Here is a 20337-nt window from a genome sequence, read left to right as displayed (position 1 = left end):
TGCGCCCCTTTTTCGTTGCGCCTTGCCGTGGGGGCTTCGACAAGCTCAGCCTGAGCGGGATTAAAGGTATTGGCTACACCCCCTCTGTCCAAGAGCCGATAAGGTGTTCTCTCAAATCCGCTCAGGCTGAGCTTGTCGAAGCCCCCGCCGCACGCACCACGCCGGCGCGATCACTTGCCTCGCCACCTTGACCGCGCCCCCTGCCCCCGGCTCTCTCCCGCCAAAGGGAGACCCGTCATGCTGCTGGAAATCGCCGAGATCGAAGTGCGCCCCGGCGCCGAGGACCAGTTCGCCGCCGCCATGCGCGGTGACGGCATCGGCCACCTCGCCGCGTGCGAGGGCGTGGTCTCCGCCCGCTTCGGGCGCGGGGTGGAGAACCCGTCCAAGTTCACCTTCAACGTCGTGTGGACCTCGATGGAAGCGCACCGGAGCGCCCGTACCCTCGACGCATTCGGCAGGTTCCGTGCCTGCTTCGGTGATCTCACCACCGGCGGCGCCATGAGCCATTATCTGATGGACGATGCGGTTACAGGCGCATCGGCCTGATTTCCCTTCCCCTCCTTCGCACAAAGGCATAATCCCGCGCCCCATGGCGCGCGACGCTTCCCTGCTGGCGATACTGGCTTCCGCTCTCGCGATGACCGCGATCGTGGGCCTGCGCTACCTCGTCACCTCCGGGATCTTCGCCTGGATAACCGCGCGCGTGCATCCGGGGCATTACCGGGGCCTCGATCGCCAGATCCGCAGCGAGATCGCCTGGTCGCTGGCATCCGCCGCGATCTACGGCATCCCCTCGGGCGTGGTCGCCTGGGGCTGGCGCGAGCATGGCTGGACGCGGATCTACACCGATGTACACGACTGGCCGCTGTGGTGGCTGCCGGTCTCGGTGCTCGCCTGCCTGCTGCTCCACGACACCTGGTTCTACTGGACCCATCGCTGGATGCACCGCCCCCGCGTGTTCCGCCTGGCGCATGCCGTCCACCATGCCAGCCGCCCGCCGACCGCCTGGGCGGCGATGAGCTTCCACCCGATCGAGGCACTCACCGGCGCCGTGGTGATTCCCGCGCTCGTGTTCGTCGTCCCGATCCATGTCGCGGCGCTGGGCACGGTGCTGACGATCATGACGGTGATGGGCATCACCAACCACATGGGCTGGGAGATGTTTCCCCGATGGATGGTCCATTCGCCGCTCGGCCGCTGGCTCATCACCGCCAGCCATCACCAGCAGCACCACGAAAGTTATCGATGCAACTACGGGCTCTACTTTCGCCACTGGGACCACTGGTGCGGCACCGACGCCGGGCTGTCGCGGGCGTTCTCCTCGCCCTGACCGCCGCCAATGCACCGCCGGACGCCCATGTGTCGGTCGCGGTTACGGATATGCGGTCGGCCAGGGGGCAGGTTCTCGCCTGCCTGACGGCGCGGGCCGATGCCTTTCCGGACTGCCGCAAGGATCCGCTCGCCCGCAAGCTGACGGTGCCCGCGAGCGATGCGGCGGTGCTCGATTTCGGCGCGGTGCCGGCGGGTCGCTATGCGGTTTCGCTGATCCATGACGAGAACGGCAACGGCAAGCTCGATACCCGCCTGATGATCCCGCGCGAAGGCTATGGCTTCTCGCACGATGCGCCGGTGCGGATGGGCCCGCCCAGCTTCCGCAGCGCCGCGTTCGACGTGGGGGCGGAAAATGTTCGCCTGGCGATACGGATGCGATATCTGCTCTGACCGCCCTTGCCCCGCTTTCCCGTGCGGCTTAGGCCCGACGCGTGAGACGGGACGAGGACAGGATCGAGCAGGCCGTGGAGAAGGCGGTCGACGCGGCGACGACGGGGCTGGTCCCGCCGCCGCCCGCCGGGGCGTTCTCGCCGTTCCGCTATCCGGTGTTCCGCGCGATCTGGACCGCCAACCTGTTCTCCAACCTCGGCTCGACGCTGCAGGGCGTGGGCGCGGCCTGGCTGATGACCGAGCTGACGCCGTCGCATCAGCTCGTCGCGCTGGTCCAGGCCTCGGCGACGGTGCCGATCATGCTGTTCGGCGTCTTCGCGGGCGCCATCGCCGACAACTTCGACCGCCGCCGCGTCATGCTCACCGCGCAAGTGGGCATGCTGGTGGTCTCCGCCGCGCTGGCGGTGCTGGCTTATGCGCACTTGCTGACGCCGTTCCTGCTGCTGGCCTTCACGCTCAGCGTGGGCATCGGCACCGCGCTCAATTCCCCGGCGTGGCAGGCCTCGGTTCGTCAGCAGGTGGCACCGAGGGAAGTGCCGCAAGCGATCGCGCTCAACTCGATCTCCTTCAACATCGCGCGGTCGATCGGGCCGGCGGTGGGCGGCATGCTGATCTCGATCTGGGACGTATCGTTCGCCTTCGCCTTCAACGCCTTCAGCTATGTCGGGCTGATCTGTGTGCTGCTGTGGTGGAAGCCGGAGGCCCGGCCGATCGAGCGCCGCCCGATCCTGCCCGCGGTGGCCGTGGGCATCCGCTACTGCGCCACCAACGGCCCGGTGCGGCGGATCCTGATGCGCGGCTTCGCGCTGGGCTTCAGCCTTGCCGCCTACCAGTCGCTGTTGCCGACCGTGGTGAGCGGGCCGATGCATGGTGACGAACTCGACTACGGGTTGATGCTGGGCCTGTTCGGCATCGGCTCGATCATCGCCGCCCCGTTCACCGGCCCGCTGCGCCGCCGGATCGGGCTTGAGGGCATCCTGGCGGCGGGCGCGGCGATGTTCGTCGTCTCGCTCTCGGTCGTCGCCGAAGTGCCGGGCGTGCTTTATGCGCTGCCGGCGGCGTTCCTGTCCGGCATGGCCTGGGTGATGATCCTGACGACGCTCAACACCGCCGTGCAGCTGCGTTCTCCCGATGCTATCCTGGGGCGGTGCCTGTCGATCTACCAGGCGGTGACCTTCGGCGGCATGGCGCTGGGATCGTGGGCGTGGGGCACCATGGCCGACTGGAAGAGCGTGGCCTTTGCGCTCCATGCCGGCTCTGTGTTCCTGATCGTGTCGTTCGTGTTGCTGCGTGTCGTTGCCCCGCTGCCCAAGCCGGGCGAGGGAGTTCTCGACCAGCGCTGAAATCGCGGGTTCCCCGGCAGGCGCGGCTTAATCCTTAATACACCATGTTGCGCCAGAACGGGCACTCTACAGGGGTGAGTCGGGACGCGACATGGACGGTTTGGGCGGTGAATTTTCCGGGACGGGCGATGGCGGGGCGGCGGACGCCCCGGAATCCCCGACGCCGGTCCGCAAGCCGGGCAATGACGAGCGCCGCATGCAGGTGCGCGCCTACAACTTCTGGGCAAGCCTGCTGGGCGAGAAGACCTTCCCCGACATCGCCGACCTCGATCCCGCCAACCTGCCGGACTTCGGCCCGCGCAGTGTCCTGCTCGATTTTTCCGACGGCATCGAGGATCCCGCCATCCCCTATGTCGGCGCCGCGCTGGCAGCGGAATGCGAGGCCGAAGGGCCGATCCGGCGGCTGGCGGATGTGCCGGGCGGCTCGCTCCTCTCGCGCATCACCGACCACTACATGCAGATACTCGCCAACGAGGCGCCGATCGGGTTCGAGGCGGAATACGTCGGCTCGCGGGGGATGACGGTGCTCTACCGCGGCATCCTGATGCCCTTTTCGCGCGGGGGCGAGCGGATCGACTACATCTACGGCGTCATCAACTGGAAGGAGAGCGCCGAGCCCCTCCGTGTCGCCGCCCCCGACGAGGAGGCCCCTGCCAGGTTGCGCGCGCCCGAGCCGCTGACCGACTGGGCCGACGGGCCCGCCATGTTCGACACGTCATCGTGGGACCGCAACGGACCGGGCGCGACCGATTTCGCGCTGCCGGCGATCGATGCCCATGGATCGCTGGAGCTTCCGCGCCCCGGCTTCGCGTTCGAGGCCGAGCCGACCGCCTTCGCCGAGGCCGAGATGGGCCTTGCCGACTGGCTGGCATCGGCCCGAGAACAGGCGCTGCTCGCCCGGCGCAGCGAGGAACGATCGCACCAGGCGCTCTACGAGGCGATCGGCCGCGCCTACGACTTCGCGCTGGCCGCGCGCGAGGCGCCTGAGGACTTCGCCGAACTGATCGAGGATGCCGGTATCAGGATGCAGGAGCGCGCGCCGCTGGGGCCGGTGGTCAAGCTGGTCTTCGGCGCCGATTACGACAAGACGCGCCTGGCCGAATTCGCCGCCGTCCTCGCGCATGGCCAGCGCCTCGGCCTGACCCGGGGCACGCTGGCGGCGCATATGGGCGCGGCGCCCGGCGGCCTCAAGGCGCTGGTGCGCGAGGAACGCCGCCTGCGCCGCGAGGAAGCGGGCATCCTGCCGACCGATTCGCGCGCGCGCCTCGCCAGCGACTTGCGCACCATCGAATCCCGCCCCCTCGCCGAGATCGCGCGCGAGGGCGAGGAGTTCACCGTGCTCGTCGCCCGGCGCCTGCCCGGCGGCGAGATCGTGCTGGTGGGCGAAGTGGACGACGATACCCTGCTCCAGCGCGCCGCGAAGCGCCTGCTAGGCTGACCGCCATGTCATGACGGCGGCGCGGGGCCCCTCGACACCGTCCCGCCACGCGTGCATGCAAGCCTCTTCATCGCCGGTTAAGCCCTCCGGCCGCCAAGAGGACCGATGCCCAAGCTGCGACTTTCTGCATTGCGCGCGGCGATCGCCATGCTGCTGGGGCTGGCGCCGCTGCCGGCGGCCGCGCAGTCGATCCTGCGCGACGCCGAGACCGAAGCCCTGCTGCGCGACATGGCCGCGCCGCTGGTCAAGGCGTCCGGCCTGCAGCCCGGCAACGTCGATATCGTGCTCGTCAACGATTCCTCGGTGAACGCCTTCGTTGCCGGAGGGCAGGCGGTCTACGTCAACTCCGGGCTGATCGACCAGGCCGACACCGCCGCCGAAGTGCAGGGCGTGATCGCGCACGAACTGGGGCACGTCACCGGCGGCCATGCCGTGCTCAACATGGGCGGCAAGAGCGCCACCAACATCTCGCTGCTCTCGCTGCTGCTGGGCGCCGCCGCGGCCGCCGCCGGAGGAGGCGAGGCGGCGCTGGGCGTCATCATGGCCGGCCAGCAGGCGGCGATGGGGAAGTATCTCGCCTATAACCGCTCGCAGGAAGCCTCGGCCGACGCGGCGGGCGCGCAGTACCTGTCGGGCGCCGGCATCAGTGGACGTGGCTCGCTGGAGTTCTTCAAGAAGCTCCAGAACATGGAGTTCCGCTACGGTTACCGCGCCAAGGACGGCGACGAATTCTACTCCACCCACCCCCTCACCGGCGATCGCATCACCACGCTGCAGGACACCTACGAGAAGGACGCGGCCTGGACCCGACCCGACGATGCGAAGATGCAGGCGCGCTTCCTGCGGGCCAAGGCCAAGCTGTTCGGCTTCCTGGCCGAACCCTACCAGGTCTTGCGCAAGTACCCGGCGACCGACACGACCATCCCCGCGCGCTATGCCCGCGCCTATGCCTATCACCGCGAATCCAGGTTCGCCGAAGCCCGCGCCGAGACCGAGGCGCTCATCAAGGCCGATCCCGACGATCCCTACTTCCTCGAACTGGACGGCCAGATCCTGCTCGAGGCGGGCAAACCCGGGGAGGCCTTGCCGATGCTGCGCAAGGCCACCGACCTGTCCGGCAACTCGCCGCTGATCGCGACGCTGTTCGGCCATGCGCTTATGGCGACCGAAGACCCCGCCAACTACAAGGAGGCGCAAGGCGTCCTCAAGAACGCGGTGGCGCGCGATCGGGAGAATCCGTTCACCTGGTACCAGCTCGGCATGATCTACGCCGCCAACGGCGACATGCCGCGCGCCTATCTCGCCAGCGCCGAGCAGCAGGCGCTCTCCGGCCGCATGGAAGAAGCCCTGCGCAGCGCCCAGGCGGCCGAGGCCGGCCTGCCCCAGGGCTCGCCCGACTGGCTACGCGCGCAGGACATCGAGATGCAGGCCCGCGCCGAACTGGAACGCGACAAGAAGCGGCGCTAGGGCCCATTCAGATCAGGCGCATCCGCCGCCCCGAACTCCCATCACGACAGGTATTTCCCTTTATCATGAGCACCGCCACCAAGTTCGCCGCCACCGCCGCAATCCTCGCCGTCGTGGGAGTGGGGGGCTGGCTGGGCGGCCGCATCGCGGTCGAGCGCGTGGTTCACGACTACATTCTCGAAAACCCCGAGATCCTGCCTCAGGCGATGGACGAACTGCGCCGCCGCGAGGCCGCCAAGGCGCTCGGCGGGGTCCGTCAGGCGGTCGAGACGCCGTTCCCCGGCGCGGTGCTCGGCAACCCGAACGGCAAGGTCACGTTGGTCGAATTCTCCGACTATGCCTGCGGCTATTGCCGCCAGAGCCTGCCCGACGTCGCCCAGTTGATCGCGAAGAATCCGGATCTGCGCATCGTCGTACGCGAGCTGCCGATCATCGGCCCGCAGAGCCCGGAGGCCGCCCGCATGGCCCTTGCCGCCGCCGAGCAGGGCAAGTACGCCCAGTTCCACGATGCCATGTACAAGGCCGGGCAGGTCGATGCACCGACCATCGCCGCCGTGGCGAAGGCAATCGGGCTCGACCTCGACCGCGCCCGCCGGATCGCCGCCAGCCCCACCGTTGAGGCCGAGATCGGCCGCAACCTCGAAATGGCGCAGCGCCTCGGCTTCTCCGGCACGCCCAGCTGGATCGCCGGGGACCGCCTGATCCCCGGCGCGGTTGGTTTTGACAGCCTGTCCGAGGCGGTCAAAGCGATGTGAAGCAATTAACTGGATGCTGGAAAATAGTTAGCGCGATTGCGCCAGCGCCTCAGCCAAAGCAGTTTCCGAAGAAGATATCCCGCGCCAACGCCATATGAGCCCAGAAACCGGATACATTATAGTTGCAGGCCGCTGGCGCTGCGTATGCTACTCCGGCAGAAGCGCAAAGCATAACCGCCGCCGCGGCTGCAAACACAGTTCCACGTGAAAAATTCCGCTTCATAACTCTCTCCGATCATCAGATAGATAGGCCCATTAATCAGGCTCAAAATTTTGTACTGATTAAATCCGGTGCATGAGATTAAAAATCTGTAATTTAGCGATAAAACTGCCCGGTAATGCACTGATTCACATAGCGTATGAGTTCAAAATGAGCGTCCTGCCGATCCAGCCCATTCCCTTCTTCGCCAACAAGGACCGCGCGTTCTGGCGCCTTCAGTTCATCGGCTGGGGCGGCGCGATGGTGCTGCGCACGATGTCGACGCTGGCCAACAACCAGTCCTCGGCTTCGCTGGTGCTGGTCGTCATCGCCACGATCACGGGCTTCTCCGTCTCGCTGGTGCTCTCGGTGATCTATCGCGCGCTCATCAGGCGTCGGGCGATCATCACCTGGGGCCTGACCGCCCTGATGCTGCCGGTCGCGGTGGCGCTGCACGCCTTCATCGACGCCTGGGTCATCTCGCTCTGGCGCGGGGAGGGAGACAGCTTCGCGCAACTGTTCCTCGGCGTCTTCTACTTCGATGCCACCCTGCTGGGCGCCTGGACCGCGCTCTACTACATGGTGAACTTCTACCTTCAGGTGGAGGAGCAGAACGACCAGCTGATCCGGCTGGAGAACCAGGCCACCAGTGCCCAGCTGGCGATGCTCCGCTACCAGCTCAACCCGCACTTCCTGTTCAACACGCTGAACTCGATCTCGACGCTGGTGCTGCTGAAGCAGACCGAGCCCGCCAACGCGATGCTCAGCCGCTTGTCCTCGTTCCTGCGCTATACCCTCATAAACAAGCCCTCCGCGCGGGTCACCGTGGAGCAGGAGGTCGAGACCCTCCAGCTCTACCTCGATATCGAGCGGATGCGCTTCGAGGAGCGGCTGCGCACCACGTTCACCATCGATCCCGCCACCGAAACCGGACTGCTGCCCTCGCTCCTGCTCCAGCCGCTGGTCGAGAACGCGATCAAGTACGCCGTCAGCCAGCAGGAAGCGGGCGCGGAGATCACCGTCGCCACGCAACTCGTCGGGCCGATGCTTCGCATCACCGTCTCGGACACCGGGCCGGGCTTGCAAAGTCCCACGACCGACAACAGGCTATCGGGCATGACCTACGATGGAGGGGAGCCGGTTTCCACCGGCGTGGGATTGTCCAACATCCGCGACCGCCTGTCGCAGGCCTATGGCGAGAACCACCGCTTCGAAACGATCGAACCGCTGGAAGGCGGCTTCGCAGTCGTGATAGAACTCCCTTTCGAGCGCCGCGAAACCACCGAGGACATGCCCGAACCAGCGCGTCAGCCCGTTCAGATGGCGCGATGAAACAATCCTGCCCCGTGCGCGTTAGCCGCACCGGAGACACATACCTATGACCATTCGCACGATTCTCGTCGATGATGAGAAACTCGCAATCCAGGGCCTGCAGCTGCGGCTCGAAAAGTACCCCGACGTCGAGATCATCGACACTTGCGCGAACGGGCGCGAGGCGATCCGCAAGATCAAGACGGAAAAGCCCGATCTCGTCTTCCTCGACATCCAGATGCCCGGCTTCGACGGCTTCTCGGTCGTGAAGGGCGTGATGGAGATCGAACCGCCGCTGTTCGTCTTCGTCACCGCCTATCAGGAACACGCCGTCCGCGCCTTCGAGGCGAACGCGGTGAACTACCTGATGAAGCCGGTGGACGAGAGCAAGCTGGACGACACCCTCGCCCGCGTGCGCCAGCGCCTGTCCGAAAAGCGCAGCTCGGAAGAAGCGGAAAAGCTCAAGACGGTCCTCGCCGAAGTCGCCCCCGATGCGGTGGATCACATGCCCGAGGAAACCGACCCGAACTCGGACCGCTACGAAAAGCTCATCAATATCAAGGACCGCGGGCAGATCTTCCGGATCGACGTGGATTCGATCGAGCATATCGAGGCCGCGGGCGACTACATGTGCATCCGCACCGCCGACAACTCGCTGATCCTGCGCGAGACGATGAAGGACCTCGAACGCCGCCTCGACCCGCGCGTGTTCCAGCGCGTGCATCGCTCGACGATCGTGAACCTGAACCAGGTGCGTCAGGTGAAACCGCATACCAACGGCGAATGCTTCCTCGTGCTCGATTCGGGCGCGCAAGTGAAGGTTTCGCGCTCGTACCGCGATGTGATCGCGCGGTTCGTGCACTGAGGTCTTGAAGGGATAGGCAGGGGAGCATGGCCCCCCCTGCACCCCCGTTACCGTCGTCGCCCGTGCGCGACGCTTCGTTGGGGATTCAACCCAAACTTCGCAATGACGAAATGAGTTAGAAGCGCCGCAGGCTAAACCCCCTATTCAACCGCACTGAACGCCCCTGCGCGCGCGACGACGACAGTTCCGGGGTCTGGGGCAATGGCCCCAGAACTTCCCTCTTTCTTCACTCGACAACCCCTTCAGAACGCGCAAAGAACCCGGCCATGACCCAGTTCGCGCTTCCCGCTTTCGACCTCGTCGCATTCGTCACCTCCACCCTTGCCGAAGACCTCGGCGAAGGCCTTCCCGGCGGCGGGCGTGACGTCACTTCGGAAAGCGTGATCGACGCCGAGGCAAGGTTCTCCGGCTTCATGGATTCGCGCGATGCCATCACCGTCGCTGGCCTGCCGATCGCGGCCGCGTTCTTCCGCAAGCTCGACCCGGCGATGGCAATCGAAATCCTCGTCGAGGAAGGCACGCAGGTCGCGCCCGGAACCCAGTTGATGCGCCTCACCGGCAACGCCCGTGCCATGCTCACCGGCGAGCGCAGCGCCCTCAACACCGTGCAGCACCTCTCGGGCATCGCCACGATGACCCGTGAGTACGTCGATGCCATGCAAGGCCATGCGACGCTGCTGGACACCCGCAAGACCATCCCCGGCCTGCGCCATCTGGAGAAGTACGCCACCCGCATGGGCGGTGCCAGGAACCACCGCATGGGCCTGTGGGACGCGGCGATGATCAAGGACAACCATGTTCTCGTCGCAGGCGGAGTCGGCCCGGCGGTGGCCCGCGCGAAGGCCGCAGGCGTGGCGCAGATCATCTGCGAGGTGGACCACCTCGACCAGATCGAACCCGCCATCGCTGCGGGCGCGCATCACCTGCTGCTCGACAACATGGGCCCGGACATGCTGCGCGAGGCCGTCGCGCTGGTGGGGGGCCGTGTCCCGACCGAGGCTTCGGGCGGCGTCAATCTCAAGACCATCGGCGCGATCGCCGCCAGCGGCGTTACCTACGTCTCGGTGGGCCGCCTGACGCAGAGCGCACCGGCCGCCGATATCGGGCTGGACTTCACGCCGCTGTGAAGGCCGCCGCCGCCCTGATCGCGGCGCTTGCCTTGCTGCCCGCGCCCGTGTGGGCACAGGCCTATCAATGCGCCGTCCCGCGCGTGGTCGCTCCGGTGAAGCCGCCCGTGCCCGACGGACCGGTGCGGCGCACGGCGATCGGCGGCTATACCCTCGCGGCGAGCTGGTCGCCCGATTACTGCAAGACCAGCGGCGACACGCGGTCGATGCAATGCAACCGCGCCAATGGCCGCTTCGGCTTCGTCCTGCACGGGCTCTGGCCCGAGGCGGCGCGGGGGCCCTCGCCGCAGTGGTGCGGCGCGCAGACCGCTCCTTCGCCGCAAGTGCTGCGCGAGAACCTGTGCATGAGCCCCTCGCCCGGCCTGCTGGCGCATGAGTGGGCCAAGCATGGGAGCTGCATGGTCGCCACCCCGCAGAAGTACTTTCGCGTCAGCGCGATCCTGTGGCGTTCGATCCACTGGCCCGACGCCGACCGCCTCTCGCGCCGCAAGGATCTGACCGTGGGCGACCTGCGCGAGGAATTCGGCGCGGCGAATCGCGGATGGCCGCGCGAGGCGGTGGGGGTGGAAATCAGCCGCACCGGTTGGCTGCGCGCGGTGCGGCTCTGCTACGGCAAGGACTTCCGCCCCGCGCGGTGCCAGGCGCGGCAATATGGGCCCGGCGATTCGGCTGCGTTGAAGATCTGGCGCGGCTTGTAAGGACCGTCAGCGTAAGAAGCGGGGGCTTCGACAAGCTCAGCCTGAGCGGAATTGGCAGGTTACACGATCTCCACCCAGCTTGAGCGTGATTGGGAGGTTTACCCTACCTCCGCTCACCCTGAGCTTGTCGAAGGGTCAGGCGCGACCTGTCGAGTTTTCACCGCCGCGCCTGGAAGAACGCGCGCAGCATCTCGGCCGCCTGCGCCTCGCCCATGCCAGCGTAGACCTCCGGTCGATGCAGGCACTGCGGATGCTCGAACACCCGCGCGCCGTGCTCCACCGCGCCGCCCTTGGGGTCCGGCGCTGCGTAGTAGAGCCGCGCGATCCGGGCGTGGGCAATGGCGCCGGCGCACATCGCGCAAGGCTCCAGCGTCACCCACAGCTCGCAGCCTTCGAGGCGCTCGTTGCCGAGAATCCGGGCGGCGGCGCGAATCGCCTCGATCTCGGCATGGCTGGTCGGATCGTGGCGCTCGCGCGGGCCGTTGCGGCCGACGGCAAGGACACGGCCGTCCTTCACCACCACCGCGCCGATCGGCACTTCGCCGGAATCGGCGGCCTCCTGCGCTTGCGCGAGGGCGAGAGCCATGTATTCGGGAAGCGGCCAGCGAGTCATGCGCCTGCGCTAGCCCGCGAAAAACCTGTGCGCAACTTGACCTTGCCCGGGGGAATCGGTAAGGGCGCGCCTTCCCGTACTTACGGCAAACAATTTTTCGAGCGAGAAAGACCATGTCCCGCATCTGCGAACTGACCGGCAAGGGCCGCCAGGTTGGCTGCAACGTCAGCCACGCCAACAACAAGACCAAGCGCGTGTTCCTGCCCAACCTGCAGAACGTGACGCTCCTGTCGGAAGGTCTGGACCGCAGCTTCAAGTTCCGCGTCTCGACCCACGGCCTGCGTTCGGTCGAGCACAACGGCGGCCTCGACAACTGGCTGCTGAAGACCTCGGACGCCAAGCTGTCGCCGCGCGCCGTCAAGGTGAAGCGCGACCTCAAGAAGCAGCAGGCCGCCTGATTTCCCGCTCTCCTGCGGGGGAGCGCATCAGGAATATAGGTTTGGAAAAAAGCGTGCGAAGCTTGGCTTCGCGCGCTTTTTTCGCGTTCATTCCGGCCAGGGCAGGCGCTTGGGATCGACGGTCAGCTTCCATAGCAGCGTGCGCTGGAGCACGCGCATCATGTTGTCGTCGGACATCACCCAGATGGTGATGCGGCCATCGGGCTGCGGTACGGCGGCGATCGCTTCGAAATTATCGACCGGCAGCACCGAGGCAAGGGAGGCCAGCGGCACCGAATGCCACGTCCTGCCGGGCCGGATCCGCCGCGTGTCGGCGATCACGATTCGTCCGGCGAAGCGCAGCGGAAATGGCCAGAGCAGCCGCCGCATCAGGATCAGCGCGCGCCCGTCGGGCAGCAGTGTCATGTCCACGACGGAGAAATTGTCCGGCCCGTCGAACCGGAACGGCTGTCCGTGGGGATGCTCGATGGGGTCGCCGGCGAACAGCACCGCGTCGTGCAGGCGCGGTTCGATCAGCGTCGGCGGAATTTCGCGGATTGTCACGAAGCGGCCGTCCGGCAACCGGGACAGCGCTTCCGGGCCGGTGTTGACGCCCCAGCCGCGCATCCCGGTCGGCGCCACCTCCCCGGTCGCGGCCAGCTTGGGCGAGAGCCTGACGATGCTGTTACGCCCCTCCAGTCCCACCCAGTAGCCACCCGTCGCGGGATCGCGCGTCGCCGATTCGACATCGCGTGCGGACTTGTTCGCCGCCTTGCGCTCGAAGCGTATCCAGTTCGCGCGGGGTTTCGTGCCGGCCACGCCGGGCGGTGCGAAGGACAGCGTGTCGCCCGAATCGTTGAAGGCGAGCAGCCGCCCATCCGGCTCGGCCACCAGCGCCGAATAGCCGAAGACCATCGGATGTCGCGATTTCACCTGCCACATGCCTTCCAGCCGGAACGGGCCGAGATACCCGGCCAGTTCACGTCGATCCGGCAGGGGCAGGGCGATCACCGCGTCGATCAGCGGCAGCTTGCCCCGGTGCTCGACGCGGGGCGAACGCATCCACGTAACGCCAAGCAGCAGCGCCAGGACAGGAAGGAGAATTATGCTGCGGCGCACAAGGGCTGAATACGCGCAAACGCCGGCTTGGCAAGCCGGATCGCGTTCAGTTTCGAGGTCCGGTGAACAGCAGCGGGTCCAGCCGCGCGTCGTTCCACTTGATCGACCAGTGCAGGTGCGGGCCAGTGGCGCGCCCGGTCATGCCGATCCGGCCGATCATCTGCCCCTGCTTCACATGCTCGCCCTCCTTCACCAGGATCTGCGAGCAGTGCAGGAAAGCACTGTTGAGGCCCATGCCATGGTCGAGCATCAGCAGGTTGCCCTCCAGCGTGAACGGCTTGTCCGCCGCCAGGATGACCACTCCGTCCGCCGGTGCGACGAAAGGTGCACCGCTGCCGCCCGGCGCGATGTCGAGGCCAGAATGATAGGCTCCCGGCTCCCCGCGATAGATCCGCTGTGAACCGAAGCGGCCGGAAATCCGCCCCTGCGCAGGCCAGATGAACTTCTGCCGCCACCCCTGGGCATCGGTGGCGAGGGTCCGCGCGGCCTCGATTCGGGCGAGTTCGGGGCGACGTAGCGTCATGAATGCCTCGGTCGGGCCGCCCGGCTTGCGCGCGATATCGACGTTCTCGATCTGCCATGCGCGCGGCGCCACGGTCAGGCGCTGTTCGCCCAGCGTGCCATTGGCGTAGGACAACCGCAGCACGGCCTGTGGGCCGGCGTCGCGGTCGAAGGCTACGAACCAGCCGCCATCCGGGGCGATTCTCACCGGGGTGCCATCCAGCGAAAGCGATCGCACGCCTGCGGGCACCGTCCCGCGAATCCAGCCGCCCTGCGTCAGTTCACCGGCGAACGGCAAGGACACCGGCCGGGCCGGCGCGGCGGGCGCCACGGGAGCGACGCCGCCGGGCTGCGCCGCCCGCAATGCCATCGGAGGAACGACCAGCGCGGTACCGACAGCGACCGCGAAGCCCAGGGCAAGCCCCCATGCGCGGCTGTTCATGGCGGGAAATTCAGGCCTGACCGAGCAGCCGCCGCGTGGCGATCTCCGCCGAAGCATAAGCTTCCTGCCGCTCCACGCTCCAGTAGCGGAGCGATTCCAGCGACACTTTCTCGCCGGTCACGGCGCAGGCGACGTAGTGACCGGGGCTGAGCACGCGAAAGCCGTTGGGGCCATAGGCAAGCTTGGCGGGGCGGTCTGCAGAGGACATCAACATGGCCGCGATCCTAGCAGAGCCGCCGCCTCAGAACAAATCGCCCTGTCGTGCCGTGCCGGAAGTCTGTCGTGCAGGCTTGGGCGGCGTGGTGCGCGGTGTGGGAGAGGCGGCGGGCATGTCCTCCCCCGTCGTCACCGCAAGTTCGCCGTCCCGGAACTCGATCACCAGCTTGCCCGCGCGTGCGGCCGCTTCGCGCGTGGTGAGGGCATTGCCGTCATGGGCCTTCACCAGAGCATAGCCGCGCTGCAGCGGCAGGCGCGGGTCGAGCTGCGGCAACACGCGGTTCACCGGCGCCAGCGCATCGCGCGCCAGCATCCAGCGCCGTTCGAGCAGGCGCGGGGTCAGGCCGATGCGCGCCAGCCGCTCATCGCAGATCTGCACGCGGTGGCGCAGCAGCGGCAGCGAGAGACGGCCCGCGACCTGCTGCAGCGAACGCCCCTTGGCGGCGGCGCGGTCCTGCAGGCCCCGGCGCAGGCGTTCGGAGAGTTCGTCCAGCTTCTGGGCCTTGGCGGCGAGGATCGCCTCAGGCTTGGGCAGGCGCTGAACGCGCGCCTCAAGCCGCTCGCGGCCGAGCACCACCGGGCGCAGCGCGCAGCGGCGCATCCGCAAGCCCATCTCGTCGATCTGGTTCACCAGTTCGGCACGCACCGGCACTGCCATTTCCGCCGCAGCGGTGGGCGTCGGTGCGCGGCGGTCGGCGGCATGGTCGCACAAGGTGGTGTCGGTCTCGTGCCCGACCGCCGAGATCACGGGGATCGTCGAATCGGCGACGGCGCGCACGACGATCTCTTCGTTGAAGCTCCACAAGTCCTCGATCGAACCACCGCCGCGCGCGACGATGACGAGGTCTGGACGCGGCACCGGCCCGCCGGGCTGGATGGCCGAGAAGCCGCGCACCGCATTCGCCACTTGCGCCGCCGCGCCCTCGCCTTGCACCAGCACCGGCCAGACCAGCACCCGGCTGGGGAAGCGGTCGGCAAGGCGGTGGAGGATGTCGCGGATCACCGCGCCGGTGGGCGAGGTGACGACGCCGATCACTTGCGGCAGGTAGGGCAGCGCGCGCTTGCGCTCGGGCGCGAACAGGCCCTCGGCGGCAAGGCGGGCGCGCAGTTTTTCGAGCAGCGCCAGCAGCGCGCCTTCGCCCGCGATCTCCATCGTCTCGATGACGATCTGGTATTTGGAGCGGCCGGGATAGGTCGTCAGCTTGCCGGTGGCGATGACCTCGACGCCGTCCTCGGGGCGGAAGGCGAGGCGCTGGGCGCCGCCTTTCCACATCACCCCGTCGATCACCGCCTTGTCGTCCTTGAGCGCGCAGTAGAGGTGGCCGGAGGCCGCGCGCTTCACGCCCGACAGCTCGCCGCGCAGGCGCACGAAGCCGAAGCGGTCCTCCACCGTGCGCTTGAGGAGATTCGAAATCTCGCTGATCGAGAGCGGCGCGGCGTTGTCCCCGGCCGTGTCCTTCGCTACCAGCCCCCCCGAACGACCGTCGTTGTAATCATCGTCGTAGAATTGATCGGAAGGCACGGGAAATGAACATCCTGCTACTGGGCTCGGGCGGCCGCGAACATGCGCTGGCCTGGAAGCTGGCGCAATCCCCGCGCTGCGATACCCTGTGGGCCGCCCCCGGCAACCCCGGCATTTCGAGCCTCGCGACGTGCATCGACCTCGACGCGACCGACCACGCCGCCGTGCTGGCCTTCTGCGAGGCGAACGTGATCGGCCTCGTCGTCATCGGCCCCGAGGCGCCGCTGGTGGACGGCCTTGCCGACTCGCTGCGCGGCGAAGGCTTCGCGGTGTTCGGCCCCGGCAAGGCAGCGGCGCAGCTCGAAGGCTCCAAGGGGTTCACCAAGGACCTGTGCGCCCGCGCCAATATCCCGACCGGCGGCTACGAGCGCGTCTCCAGCGAGGCGACGGCGATGGCCGCGCTGGCGAAGTTCGGCACCCCCGTCGTCATCAAGGCCGATGGCCTTGCAGCGGGCAAGGGCGTCACCGTGGCGATGACCATGGAAGAAGCCGAAGCCGCCGTGCGCGACATCTTCGCCGGGCGCTTCGGTGAAGCAGGCGCGGAAGCGGTGATCGAGGAATTCCTCGAAGGCGAGGAAGCCAGCTTCTTCGCGCTGACCGACGGCTCCACCATCGTCCCCTTCGCCTCGGCGCAGGACCACAAGCGCGTGGGCGACGGTGACACCGGCCCCAACACCGGCGGCATGGGCGCCTACAGCCCGGCCAAGGTGCTCACCCCCGAACTGCAGGCCGAGGCGATGACGAAGATCATCGCGCCGACCGTGCGCACCCTCGCCAACGAGGGCATGCCCTATTCCGGCGTGCTGTTCCTCGGCCTTATGCTGACCCCCAAGGGGCCGCAGCTGATCGAGTACAACTGCCGCTTCGGCGACCCGGAATGCCAGGTCATCATGATGCGGCTCGAATCGGACCTCGTCGAACTGCTGCACGCCTGCGCCGAGAACCGCCTGGCCGCGATCGAGCCGCCGCGCTTCTCGGACGACGTGGCGCTGACGGTGGTGATGGCCGCCGACGGCTACCCCGGTACCCCGGCCAAGGGCGGCGCGATCCGCAACGTGGCCGAGGCCGAGGCGAACGGCGCCAGGGTCTTCCACGCGGGCACCGCGCTGAAGGACGGTGAACTGGTCGCCAGCGGCGGGCGCGTGCTGGCCGTCACTGCCCGCGCGGGCAGCGTGACCGAGGCGCAGGCCAAGGCCTATGCCGCCGTCGACGCGATCGATTTCCCCACCGGCTTCACCCGCCGCGACATCGGCTGGCGCGAAGTGGCGCGCGAAAAGAGCCATGCTTAAGCACGCCGACCCGATCCTGAAGCTGTGCCTCGCGCTCGGCGCCCTGATGGGCGGGGCGGGCGTGGGCTACTACTACGGCATCTACCTGCCCGCGCAGGACATCCACCAGCAGACGCTGGCGATGGCGGAGAAGCAGTCCAAGGCCGCCGAACAGTCCCGCGCGCTGGCCGAACGCGCCCGGCGTGAACAGGAGGCACAGGCGGCCTACGGCCAATGCACGGATCTGGCCGAAAGCGCTTATCGCCAGCGCTGGACGCAGGCCTGCCAAGCGATGCACGACGCCGATCAGGCCGCCTTCGACGACTGCGCCGACGACCTGTTCAGTACCCGCAGCGGTTGCCTTGCCAAGCATCCGATCCGCCCGGCGCAGGACTGCGCGCTGCCCTCGCAGACCGCGCAGTCGCTTTCAGAGGCGCGGGATCAGAGGAAGGCGCAGTGCGCCGCGCAATTGCAGAGCGCGCAGCGGGGCGGGCATTAAGCACCAACCCCGCTCAGCCTGAGCGGGAACGGAGCGAAAAAGCAAGGCGGGCGGCGATCACCCCACCTCGCCGTCCACCAGCAGCTTCACCACCATCGCCAGCCGCTTGGCATCCTCTCGCGCCAGATGTTCCTTGGGCAGCAGGCGCTTGGCCTCATCCAGCGCGGCGACCACCTGCGGGCGCGAGAAGCCGTGGTCCTTCAAAAACTCGCCGAGGTAATGCACCGGGAACGGCGGCTTCGTGCCGATCGCCTGGCACAGCACTTCCAGCCAGTACTGGTCGAGATCGGCATCGGCGTAAACGGTGCAGTTGCCTACGAATTCCGCCATCTCAGCCAGAACCTGCGCGGGCGGCAGGCCCTCGTCGTCAAGCATCTGCTGGCTGATGCCGTGCAGCGCCTCGGCCTCGTCCGACCAGTCCCAGTAGCGCCAGGTTTCGGCAGGCTTGATGAGCCAGGCCCGGTTCGAACCGTCGATCCGCGCCACCGCGACCTCGATGGGATAGGACTGCCCATATTCGGGCAGGCAGCTCGCTTCGAAGTCGATCAGCGCGGGACAGCTCAAACCGGCGGTTCCTTTCGTTACATCCGCGCCGCGACGAAGTCCGCGAGGTCACACTCAGGACGCGCGCCGTAGTGCGAGATGATCTCGCTCGCGCAGATTGCGCCCATCTTGAGGCTTTCCTCAAGCCCCTTGCCGCGCACGTGGCCGTAGAGGAAGCCCGCCGCGAACAGGTCGCCCGCGCCGGTGGTGTCGACCACTCGCTCGATCGGCTGCGCGGCGACTTCCGCCCGCTCGCCGCCGGAAAGCGCCACGGCGCCCTCGGCGCCCTTGGTGACGACCAGCACCGAGACCTTGGCCGCCAGCATCGCGATGCCGTCCTCGAACGAAGACAGGCCGGTCAGCGTCGCCAGCTCGGTCTCGTTGCAGAACATGAGGTCGATCAGGCCCTCGTCGATCAGCGACAGGAAATCGCCGCGGTGCATGTCGATGATGAACGATTCCGACGGCGTGAAGGCGATCTTGCGGCCGGCGGCGCGCGCCGCCGCGATCGCCTTGCGCATCGCCGCGCGCGGCTCGACCGGGTCCCACAGGTAGCCTTCGAGGTAGAGCACGGCCGCCTCGGCGATCGTCGCATCGGCCACCATGTCGGCGGACAGCAGGTGCGAGGCGCCGAGGAAGGTGTTCATCGTGCGCTGGCCGTCGGCGGTGACGAAGATCAGGCAGCGCGCGGTCGGCGTCTCGCCGGCGCGGGCGGGAACGTCGAACTCGATGCCACCGGCGCGGATGTCGTGGGTGAAGACCTCGCCCAGCTGGTCGTCGGCGACCTGGCCGATGAAGCCGCACTTGGCGCCCAGCGCGGCGAGGCCCGCCAGCGTGTTGGCGGCCGACCCGCCCGAGACTTCGCGGGCCGGGCCCATCGCGTCGTAGAGGGTGCGGGCCTGATCGCCGTCGATCAGCTGCATGCCGCCGCGCACCAGGCCGAGTTCCTCGATCTGCGCGTCCGAGCAGTTGCCGATGACGTCGATGATGGCGTTGCCGATGGCGATGACGTCCAGACGGGGTTGCGTCATGGGGTGGGTAAGTCCTTCAGTGGAGGCCGGAAACAGGTCCGGGAATTTCGATTGCCCGAGCGACTAGCGCGGGGCCGGATGCGCTGCAAGGTGACGCAGGTTTACACGGTTGACACGGTCCAGAGGGAAAAGGTGTCACCTTGCGGCGATTTTGAGCCATTTCGGGCCCGAAAGTGTCACCTTGTGCCGCAAAGGTGTCACCTTGTGCAGGCAATGTGTCACCTTGCAGGCGCAAAGTGTAACCTTGCGCGCGGCGCAAGTTGACAGGTCTGGGAAACGGGTGATCCGGAACATGGCACCAGAATACCCCGCCGCCGCGTCTGTAGGAAAGCCGCCGTTCCCCGCAGGCGCAAGTGGTTCGGGCGATGGCCCGTTGACTTGCCCCTGCCGCCGGGCGATGCCGCAGGCGATCATGAGCACGACGTCTTCCGGGAGAGTTCCCCTGCAGCCCCGCTTCCTTCTTCCGCTTGGTGCGGCTGCGCTGGCGCTTGCCCTGTCGGCCTGTTCGTCGACGGGCGGCAGTGTGGCGAGCACGCCCGCGCCGTCACCCGGCAAACGGATCAAGGGCGTCCCCGTCACCCGCCAGCCGACCCGCGCCGCACCGCGCGACGCCGCTGTGCAGATGGCGCCGGGCCTCGAAGGCGTGATCGGCGCCAACCAGAGCCAGCTCACCCGCATGTTCGGGGAGCCCCGCCTGGACGTGTGGGAAGGCGACGCGCGCAAGCTGCAGTTCACCGGCACCGCCTGCGTGCTCGACGTGTTCCTCTATCCCAGCACGACGTCGAAAGAGCCGCACGCCACCTACGTGGAAACGCGGCGTTCCTCGGACGGGCAGAACGTGGACCGGGCCGCGTGCGTGGCGGCGCTGCGACAGAGGTGAGGATTGGTTCTGCCGATGCCCTTATTCGTGAAGTGTTTCAGGGCTACCCCGGGATTGGGTGGTGACTTGCGATCACCCCACCCTGACCGCTCAGGCTGATTTGGGTGGAAAGTGTACTTTTCCCGATAGGCTTCGTCATCCTGAACTTGTTTCAGGATCCATCGGGCGGTTGGTGCCGGTGATGTTGAGTCGCAAACTGCTATCTCGGTTTGCTGATCGGGAACCTGAACTATCGGCTTGATGGACCCTGAAACAAGTTCAGGGTGACGGTGGGTTTGGGTGGGAAGCTGTCGTCAGTTCCTCCCCGGCACGGGGAGGGGGACCACCCGCAGGGTGGTGGAGGGGCACCCTCGGTTTGCATGCCATCGCGTTGATACGCTTCCCAATGCCCGCCGATCGAG

22 protein-coding genes are annotated in these 20337 nt (G+C 67.4%); 15 read left to right on the top strand and 7 right to left on the bottom strand.

What is annotated here, in order from left to right; all coding sequences use genetic code 11:
* The first annotated feature begins 237 nt into the window (after positions 1-237).
* From V2S85_RS09745 to V2S85_RS09695, 11 genes are all read left to right on the top strand, one after another.
* Positions 238-546 (top strand): antibiotic biosynthesis monooxygenase family protein, encoded by a 309-nt coding sequence (locus tag V2S85_RS09745; RefSeq protein WP_330702667.1) that lies wholly within the window; start codon positions 238-240, stop codon positions 544-546.
* A gap of 43 nt (positions 547-589) precedes the next feature.
* The gene (locus V2S85_RS09740; RefSeq protein ID WP_330702666.1) at positions 590-1330 is read left to right on the top strand and encodes a sterol desaturase family protein; all 741 of its coding nucleotides are present in this window, start codon (positions 590-592) and stop codon (positions 1328-1330) included.
* Positions 1285-1722, top strand: coding sequence for a DUF2141 domain-containing protein (locus tag V2S85_RS09735; protein WP_330702665.1), 438 nt, complete (start codon positions 1285-1287; stop codon positions 1720-1722). The genes V2S85_RS09740 and V2S85_RS09735 overlap by 46 nt, the downstream gene beginning before the upstream one ends.
* 41 nt (positions 1723-1763) lie before the next feature.
* The gene (locus V2S85_RS09730; RefSeq protein WP_330702664.1) at positions 1764-3065 is read left to right on the top strand and encodes an MFS transporter; all 1302 of its coding nucleotides are present in this window, start codon (positions 1764-1766) and stop codon (positions 3063-3065) included.
* A 91-nt stretch (positions 3066-3156) separates the two neighbouring features.
* Complete coding sequence (locus V2S85_RS09725; protein ID WP_330702663.1) at positions 3157-4503, top strand: hypothetical protein; 1347 nt, start codon at positions 3157-3159, stop codon at positions 4501-4503.
* Between the two features lie 105 nt (positions 4504-4608).
* Positions 4609-5970 carry a M48 family metalloprotease gene (locus V2S85_RS09720; protein ID WP_330702662.1) on the top strand — a complete coding sequence of 454 codons (1362 nt, stop codon included), beginning with the start codon at positions 4609-4611 and terminating at the stop codon, positions 5968-5970.
* Positions 5971-6035: 65 nt separating this feature from the next.
* Positions 6036-6725 carry a DsbA family protein gene (locus tag V2S85_RS09715; RefSeq protein ID WP_330702661.1) on the top strand — a complete coding sequence of 230 codons (690 nt, stop codon included), beginning with the start codon at positions 6036-6038 and terminating at the stop codon, positions 6723-6725.
* A gap of 370 nt (positions 6726-7095) precedes the next feature.
* A complete protein-coding gene (locus V2S85_RS09710; RefSeq protein ID WP_330702660.1) occupies positions 7096-8256 on the top strand; it encodes a sensor histidine kinase in 1161 nt (386 codons plus the stop codon).
* A gap of 46 nt (positions 8257-8302) precedes the next feature.
* Complete coding sequence (locus V2S85_RS09705; protein WP_008831834.1) at positions 8303-9100, top strand: LytR/AlgR family response regulator transcription factor; 798 nt, start codon at positions 8303-8305, stop codon at positions 9098-9100.
* Positions 9101-9366: 266 nt separating this feature from the next.
* Positions 9367-10227, top strand: a complete 861-nt coding sequence (gene nadC, locus V2S85_RS09700; RefSeq protein ID WP_330702659.1) for a carboxylating nicotinate-nucleotide diphosphorylase — start codon at positions 9367-9369, stop codon at positions 10225-10227.
* Complete coding sequence (locus tag V2S85_RS09695) at positions 10224-10925, top strand: ribonuclease T2 family protein (protein WP_330702658.1); 702 nt, start codon at positions 10224-10226, stop codon at positions 10923-10925. The genes nadC and V2S85_RS09695 overlap by 4 nt, the downstream gene beginning before the upstream one ends.
* A gap of 157 nt (positions 10926-11082) precedes the next feature.
* Here V2S85_RS09695 and V2S85_RS09690 read toward each other — a convergent pair whose 3' ends face one another.
* Entirely contained in the window at positions 11083-11538 is a 456-nt protein-coding gene (locus V2S85_RS09690; protein ID WP_330702657.1) for a nucleoside deaminase, read from the bottom strand.
* Between the two features lie 113 nt (positions 11539-11651).
* Between V2S85_RS09690 and rpmB the strand changes: the two genes are divergently transcribed.
* Complete coding sequence (rpmB, locus tag V2S85_RS09685; protein ID WP_330702656.1) at positions 11652-11936, top strand: 50S ribosomal protein L28; 285 nt, start codon at positions 11652-11654, stop codon at positions 11934-11936.
* Positions 11937-12023: 87 nt separating this feature from the next.
* Here rpmB and V2S85_RS09680 read toward each other — a convergent pair whose 3' ends face one another.
* The 4 genes from V2S85_RS09680 to xseA form a co-directional block, all read right to left on the bottom strand.
* Positions 12024-12977, bottom strand: coding sequence for an esterase-like activity of phytase family protein (locus V2S85_RS09680; RefSeq protein ID WP_330702655.1), 954 nt, complete (start codon positions 12975-12977; stop codon positions 12024-12026).
* Positions 12978-13080: 103 nt separating this feature from the next.
* Complete coding sequence (locus V2S85_RS09675) at positions 13081-13905, bottom strand: M23 family metallopeptidase (protein ID WP_419198188.1); 825 nt, start codon at positions 13903-13905, stop codon at positions 13081-13083.
* Between the two features lie 82 nt (positions 13906-13987).
* The gene (locus tag V2S85_RS09670; RefSeq protein WP_330702653.1) at positions 13988-14191 is read right to left on the bottom strand and encodes a DUF2093 domain-containing protein; all 204 of its coding nucleotides are present in this window, start codon (positions 14189-14191) and stop codon (positions 13988-13990) included.
* A 27-nt stretch (positions 14192-14218) separates the two neighbouring features.
* Complete coding sequence (gene xseA, locus V2S85_RS09665) at positions 14219-15715, bottom strand: exodeoxyribonuclease VII large subunit (protein ID WP_330702652.1); 1497 nt, start codon at positions 15713-15715, stop codon at positions 14219-14221.
* A 5-nt stretch (positions 15716-15720) separates the two neighbouring features.
* Between xseA and purD the strand changes: the two genes are divergently transcribed.
* Both purD and V2S85_RS09655 read left to right on the top strand, forming a co-directional pair.
* Complete coding sequence (gene purD, locus V2S85_RS09660; protein ID WP_330702651.1) at positions 15721-17004, top strand: phosphoribosylamine--glycine ligase; 1284 nt, start codon at positions 15721-15723, stop codon at positions 17002-17004.
* A complete protein-coding gene (locus V2S85_RS09655; RefSeq protein WP_330702650.1) occupies positions 16997-17482 on the top strand; it encodes a hypothetical protein in 486 nt (161 codons plus the stop codon). Before purD ends, V2S85_RS09655 begins: the two co-directional genes overlap by 8 nt.
* A 57-nt stretch (positions 17483-17539) precedes the next feature.
* Here the strand turns inward: V2S85_RS09655 and V2S85_RS09650 are convergent, their stop codons facing one another.
* Both V2S85_RS09650 and V2S85_RS09645 read right to left on the bottom strand, forming a co-directional pair.
* Entirely contained in the window at positions 17540-18046 is a 507-nt protein-coding gene (locus tag V2S85_RS09650) for an exonuclease domain-containing protein (protein WP_330702649.1), read from the bottom strand.
* 17 nt (positions 18047-18063) lie between these two features.
* Positions 18064-19056, bottom strand: coding sequence for an adenosine kinase (locus V2S85_RS09645; protein WP_330702648.1), 993 nt, complete (start codon positions 19054-19056; stop codon positions 18064-18066).
* A gap of 292 nt (positions 19057-19348) precedes the next feature.
* Here V2S85_RS09645 and V2S85_RS09640 point away from each other — a divergent pair, with 292 nt between their 5' ends.
* Positions 19349-19936 (top strand): hypothetical protein, encoded by a 588-nt coding sequence (locus tag V2S85_RS09640; protein ID WP_419198184.1) that lies wholly within the window; start codon positions 19349-19351, stop codon positions 19934-19936.
* Positions 19937-20337 lie beyond the last annotated feature (401 nt).

This window comes from Novosphingobium resinovorum (assembly GCF_036352595.1).
Lineage (GTDB): Bacteria > Pseudomonadota > Alphaproteobacteria > Sphingomonadales > Sphingomonadaceae > Novosphingobium > Novosphingobium resinovorum_B.
This window is presented reverse-complemented; position numbering and strand designations above follow the sequence as displayed.

Bases quoted from the DNA above. Each gene is read 5' to 3' on its own strand.
- purD (WP_330702651.1), top strand. From the start codon at position 15,721: ATGAACATCCTGCTACTGGGCTCGGGCGGCCGCGAACATGCGCTGGCC.
- V2S85_RS09710 (WP_330702660.1), top strand. From the start codon at position 7,096: ATGAGCGTCCTGCCGATCCAGCCCATTCCCTTCTTCGCCAACAAGGAC.
- V2S85_RS09675 (WP_419198188.1), bottom strand. From the start codon at position 13,905: ATGGCATTGCGGGCGGCGCAGCCCGGCGGCGTCGCTCCCGTGGCGCCC.
- rpmB (WP_330702656.1), top strand. From the start codon at position 11,652: ATGTCCCGCATCTGCGAACTGACCGGCAAGGGCCGCCAGGTTGGCTGC.
- V2S85_RS09680 (WP_330702655.1), bottom strand. From the start codon at position 12,977: ATGCGTTCGCCCCGCGTCGAGCACCGGGGCAAGCTGCCGCTGATCGAC.
- V2S85_RS09655 (WP_330702650.1), top strand. From the start codon at position 16,997: ATGCTTAAGCACGCCGACCCGATCCTGAAGCTGTGCCTCGCGCTCGGC.
- V2S85_RS09640 (WP_419198184.1), top strand. From the start codon at position 19,349: ATGGCACCAGAATACCCCGCCGCCGCGTCTGTAGGAAAGCCGCCGTTC.
- V2S85_RS09670 (WP_330702653.1), bottom strand. From the start codon at position 14,191: ATGTTGATGTCCTCTGCAGACCGCCCCGCCAAGCTTGCCTATGGCCCC.
- V2S85_RS09725 (WP_330702663.1), top strand. From the start codon at position 3,157: ATGGACGGTTTGGGCGGTGAATTTTCCGGGACGGGCGATGGCGGGGCG.
- nadC (WP_330702659.1), top strand. From the start codon at position 9,367: ATGACCCAGTTCGCGCTTCCCGCTTTCGACCTCGTCGCATTCGTCACC.
- V2S85_RS09720 (WP_330702662.1), top strand. From the start codon at position 4,609: ATGCCCAAGCTGCGACTTTCTGCATTGCGCGCGGCGATCGCCATGCTG.
- V2S85_RS09745 (WP_330702667.1), top strand. From the start codon at position 238: ATGCTGCTGGAAATCGCCGAGATCGAAGTGCGCCCCGGCGCCGAGGAC.
- V2S85_RS09715 (WP_330702661.1), top strand. From the start codon at position 6,036: ATGAGCACCGCCACCAAGTTCGCCGCCACCGCCGCAATCCTCGCCGTC.
- V2S85_RS09705 (WP_008831834.1), top strand. From the start codon at position 8,303: ATGACCATTCGCACGATTCTCGTCGATGATGAGAAACTCGCAATCCAG.
- V2S85_RS09690 (WP_330702657.1), bottom strand. From the start codon at position 11,538: ATGACTCGCTGGCCGCTTCCCGAATACATGGCTCTCGCCCTCGCGCAA.
- V2S85_RS09645 (WP_330702648.1), bottom strand. From the start codon at position 19,056: ATGACGCAACCCCGTCTGGACGTCATCGCCATCGGCAACGCCATCATC.
- V2S85_RS09740 (WP_330702666.1), top strand. From the start codon at position 590: ATGGCGCGCGACGCTTCCCTGCTGGCGATACTGGCTTCCGCTCTCGCG.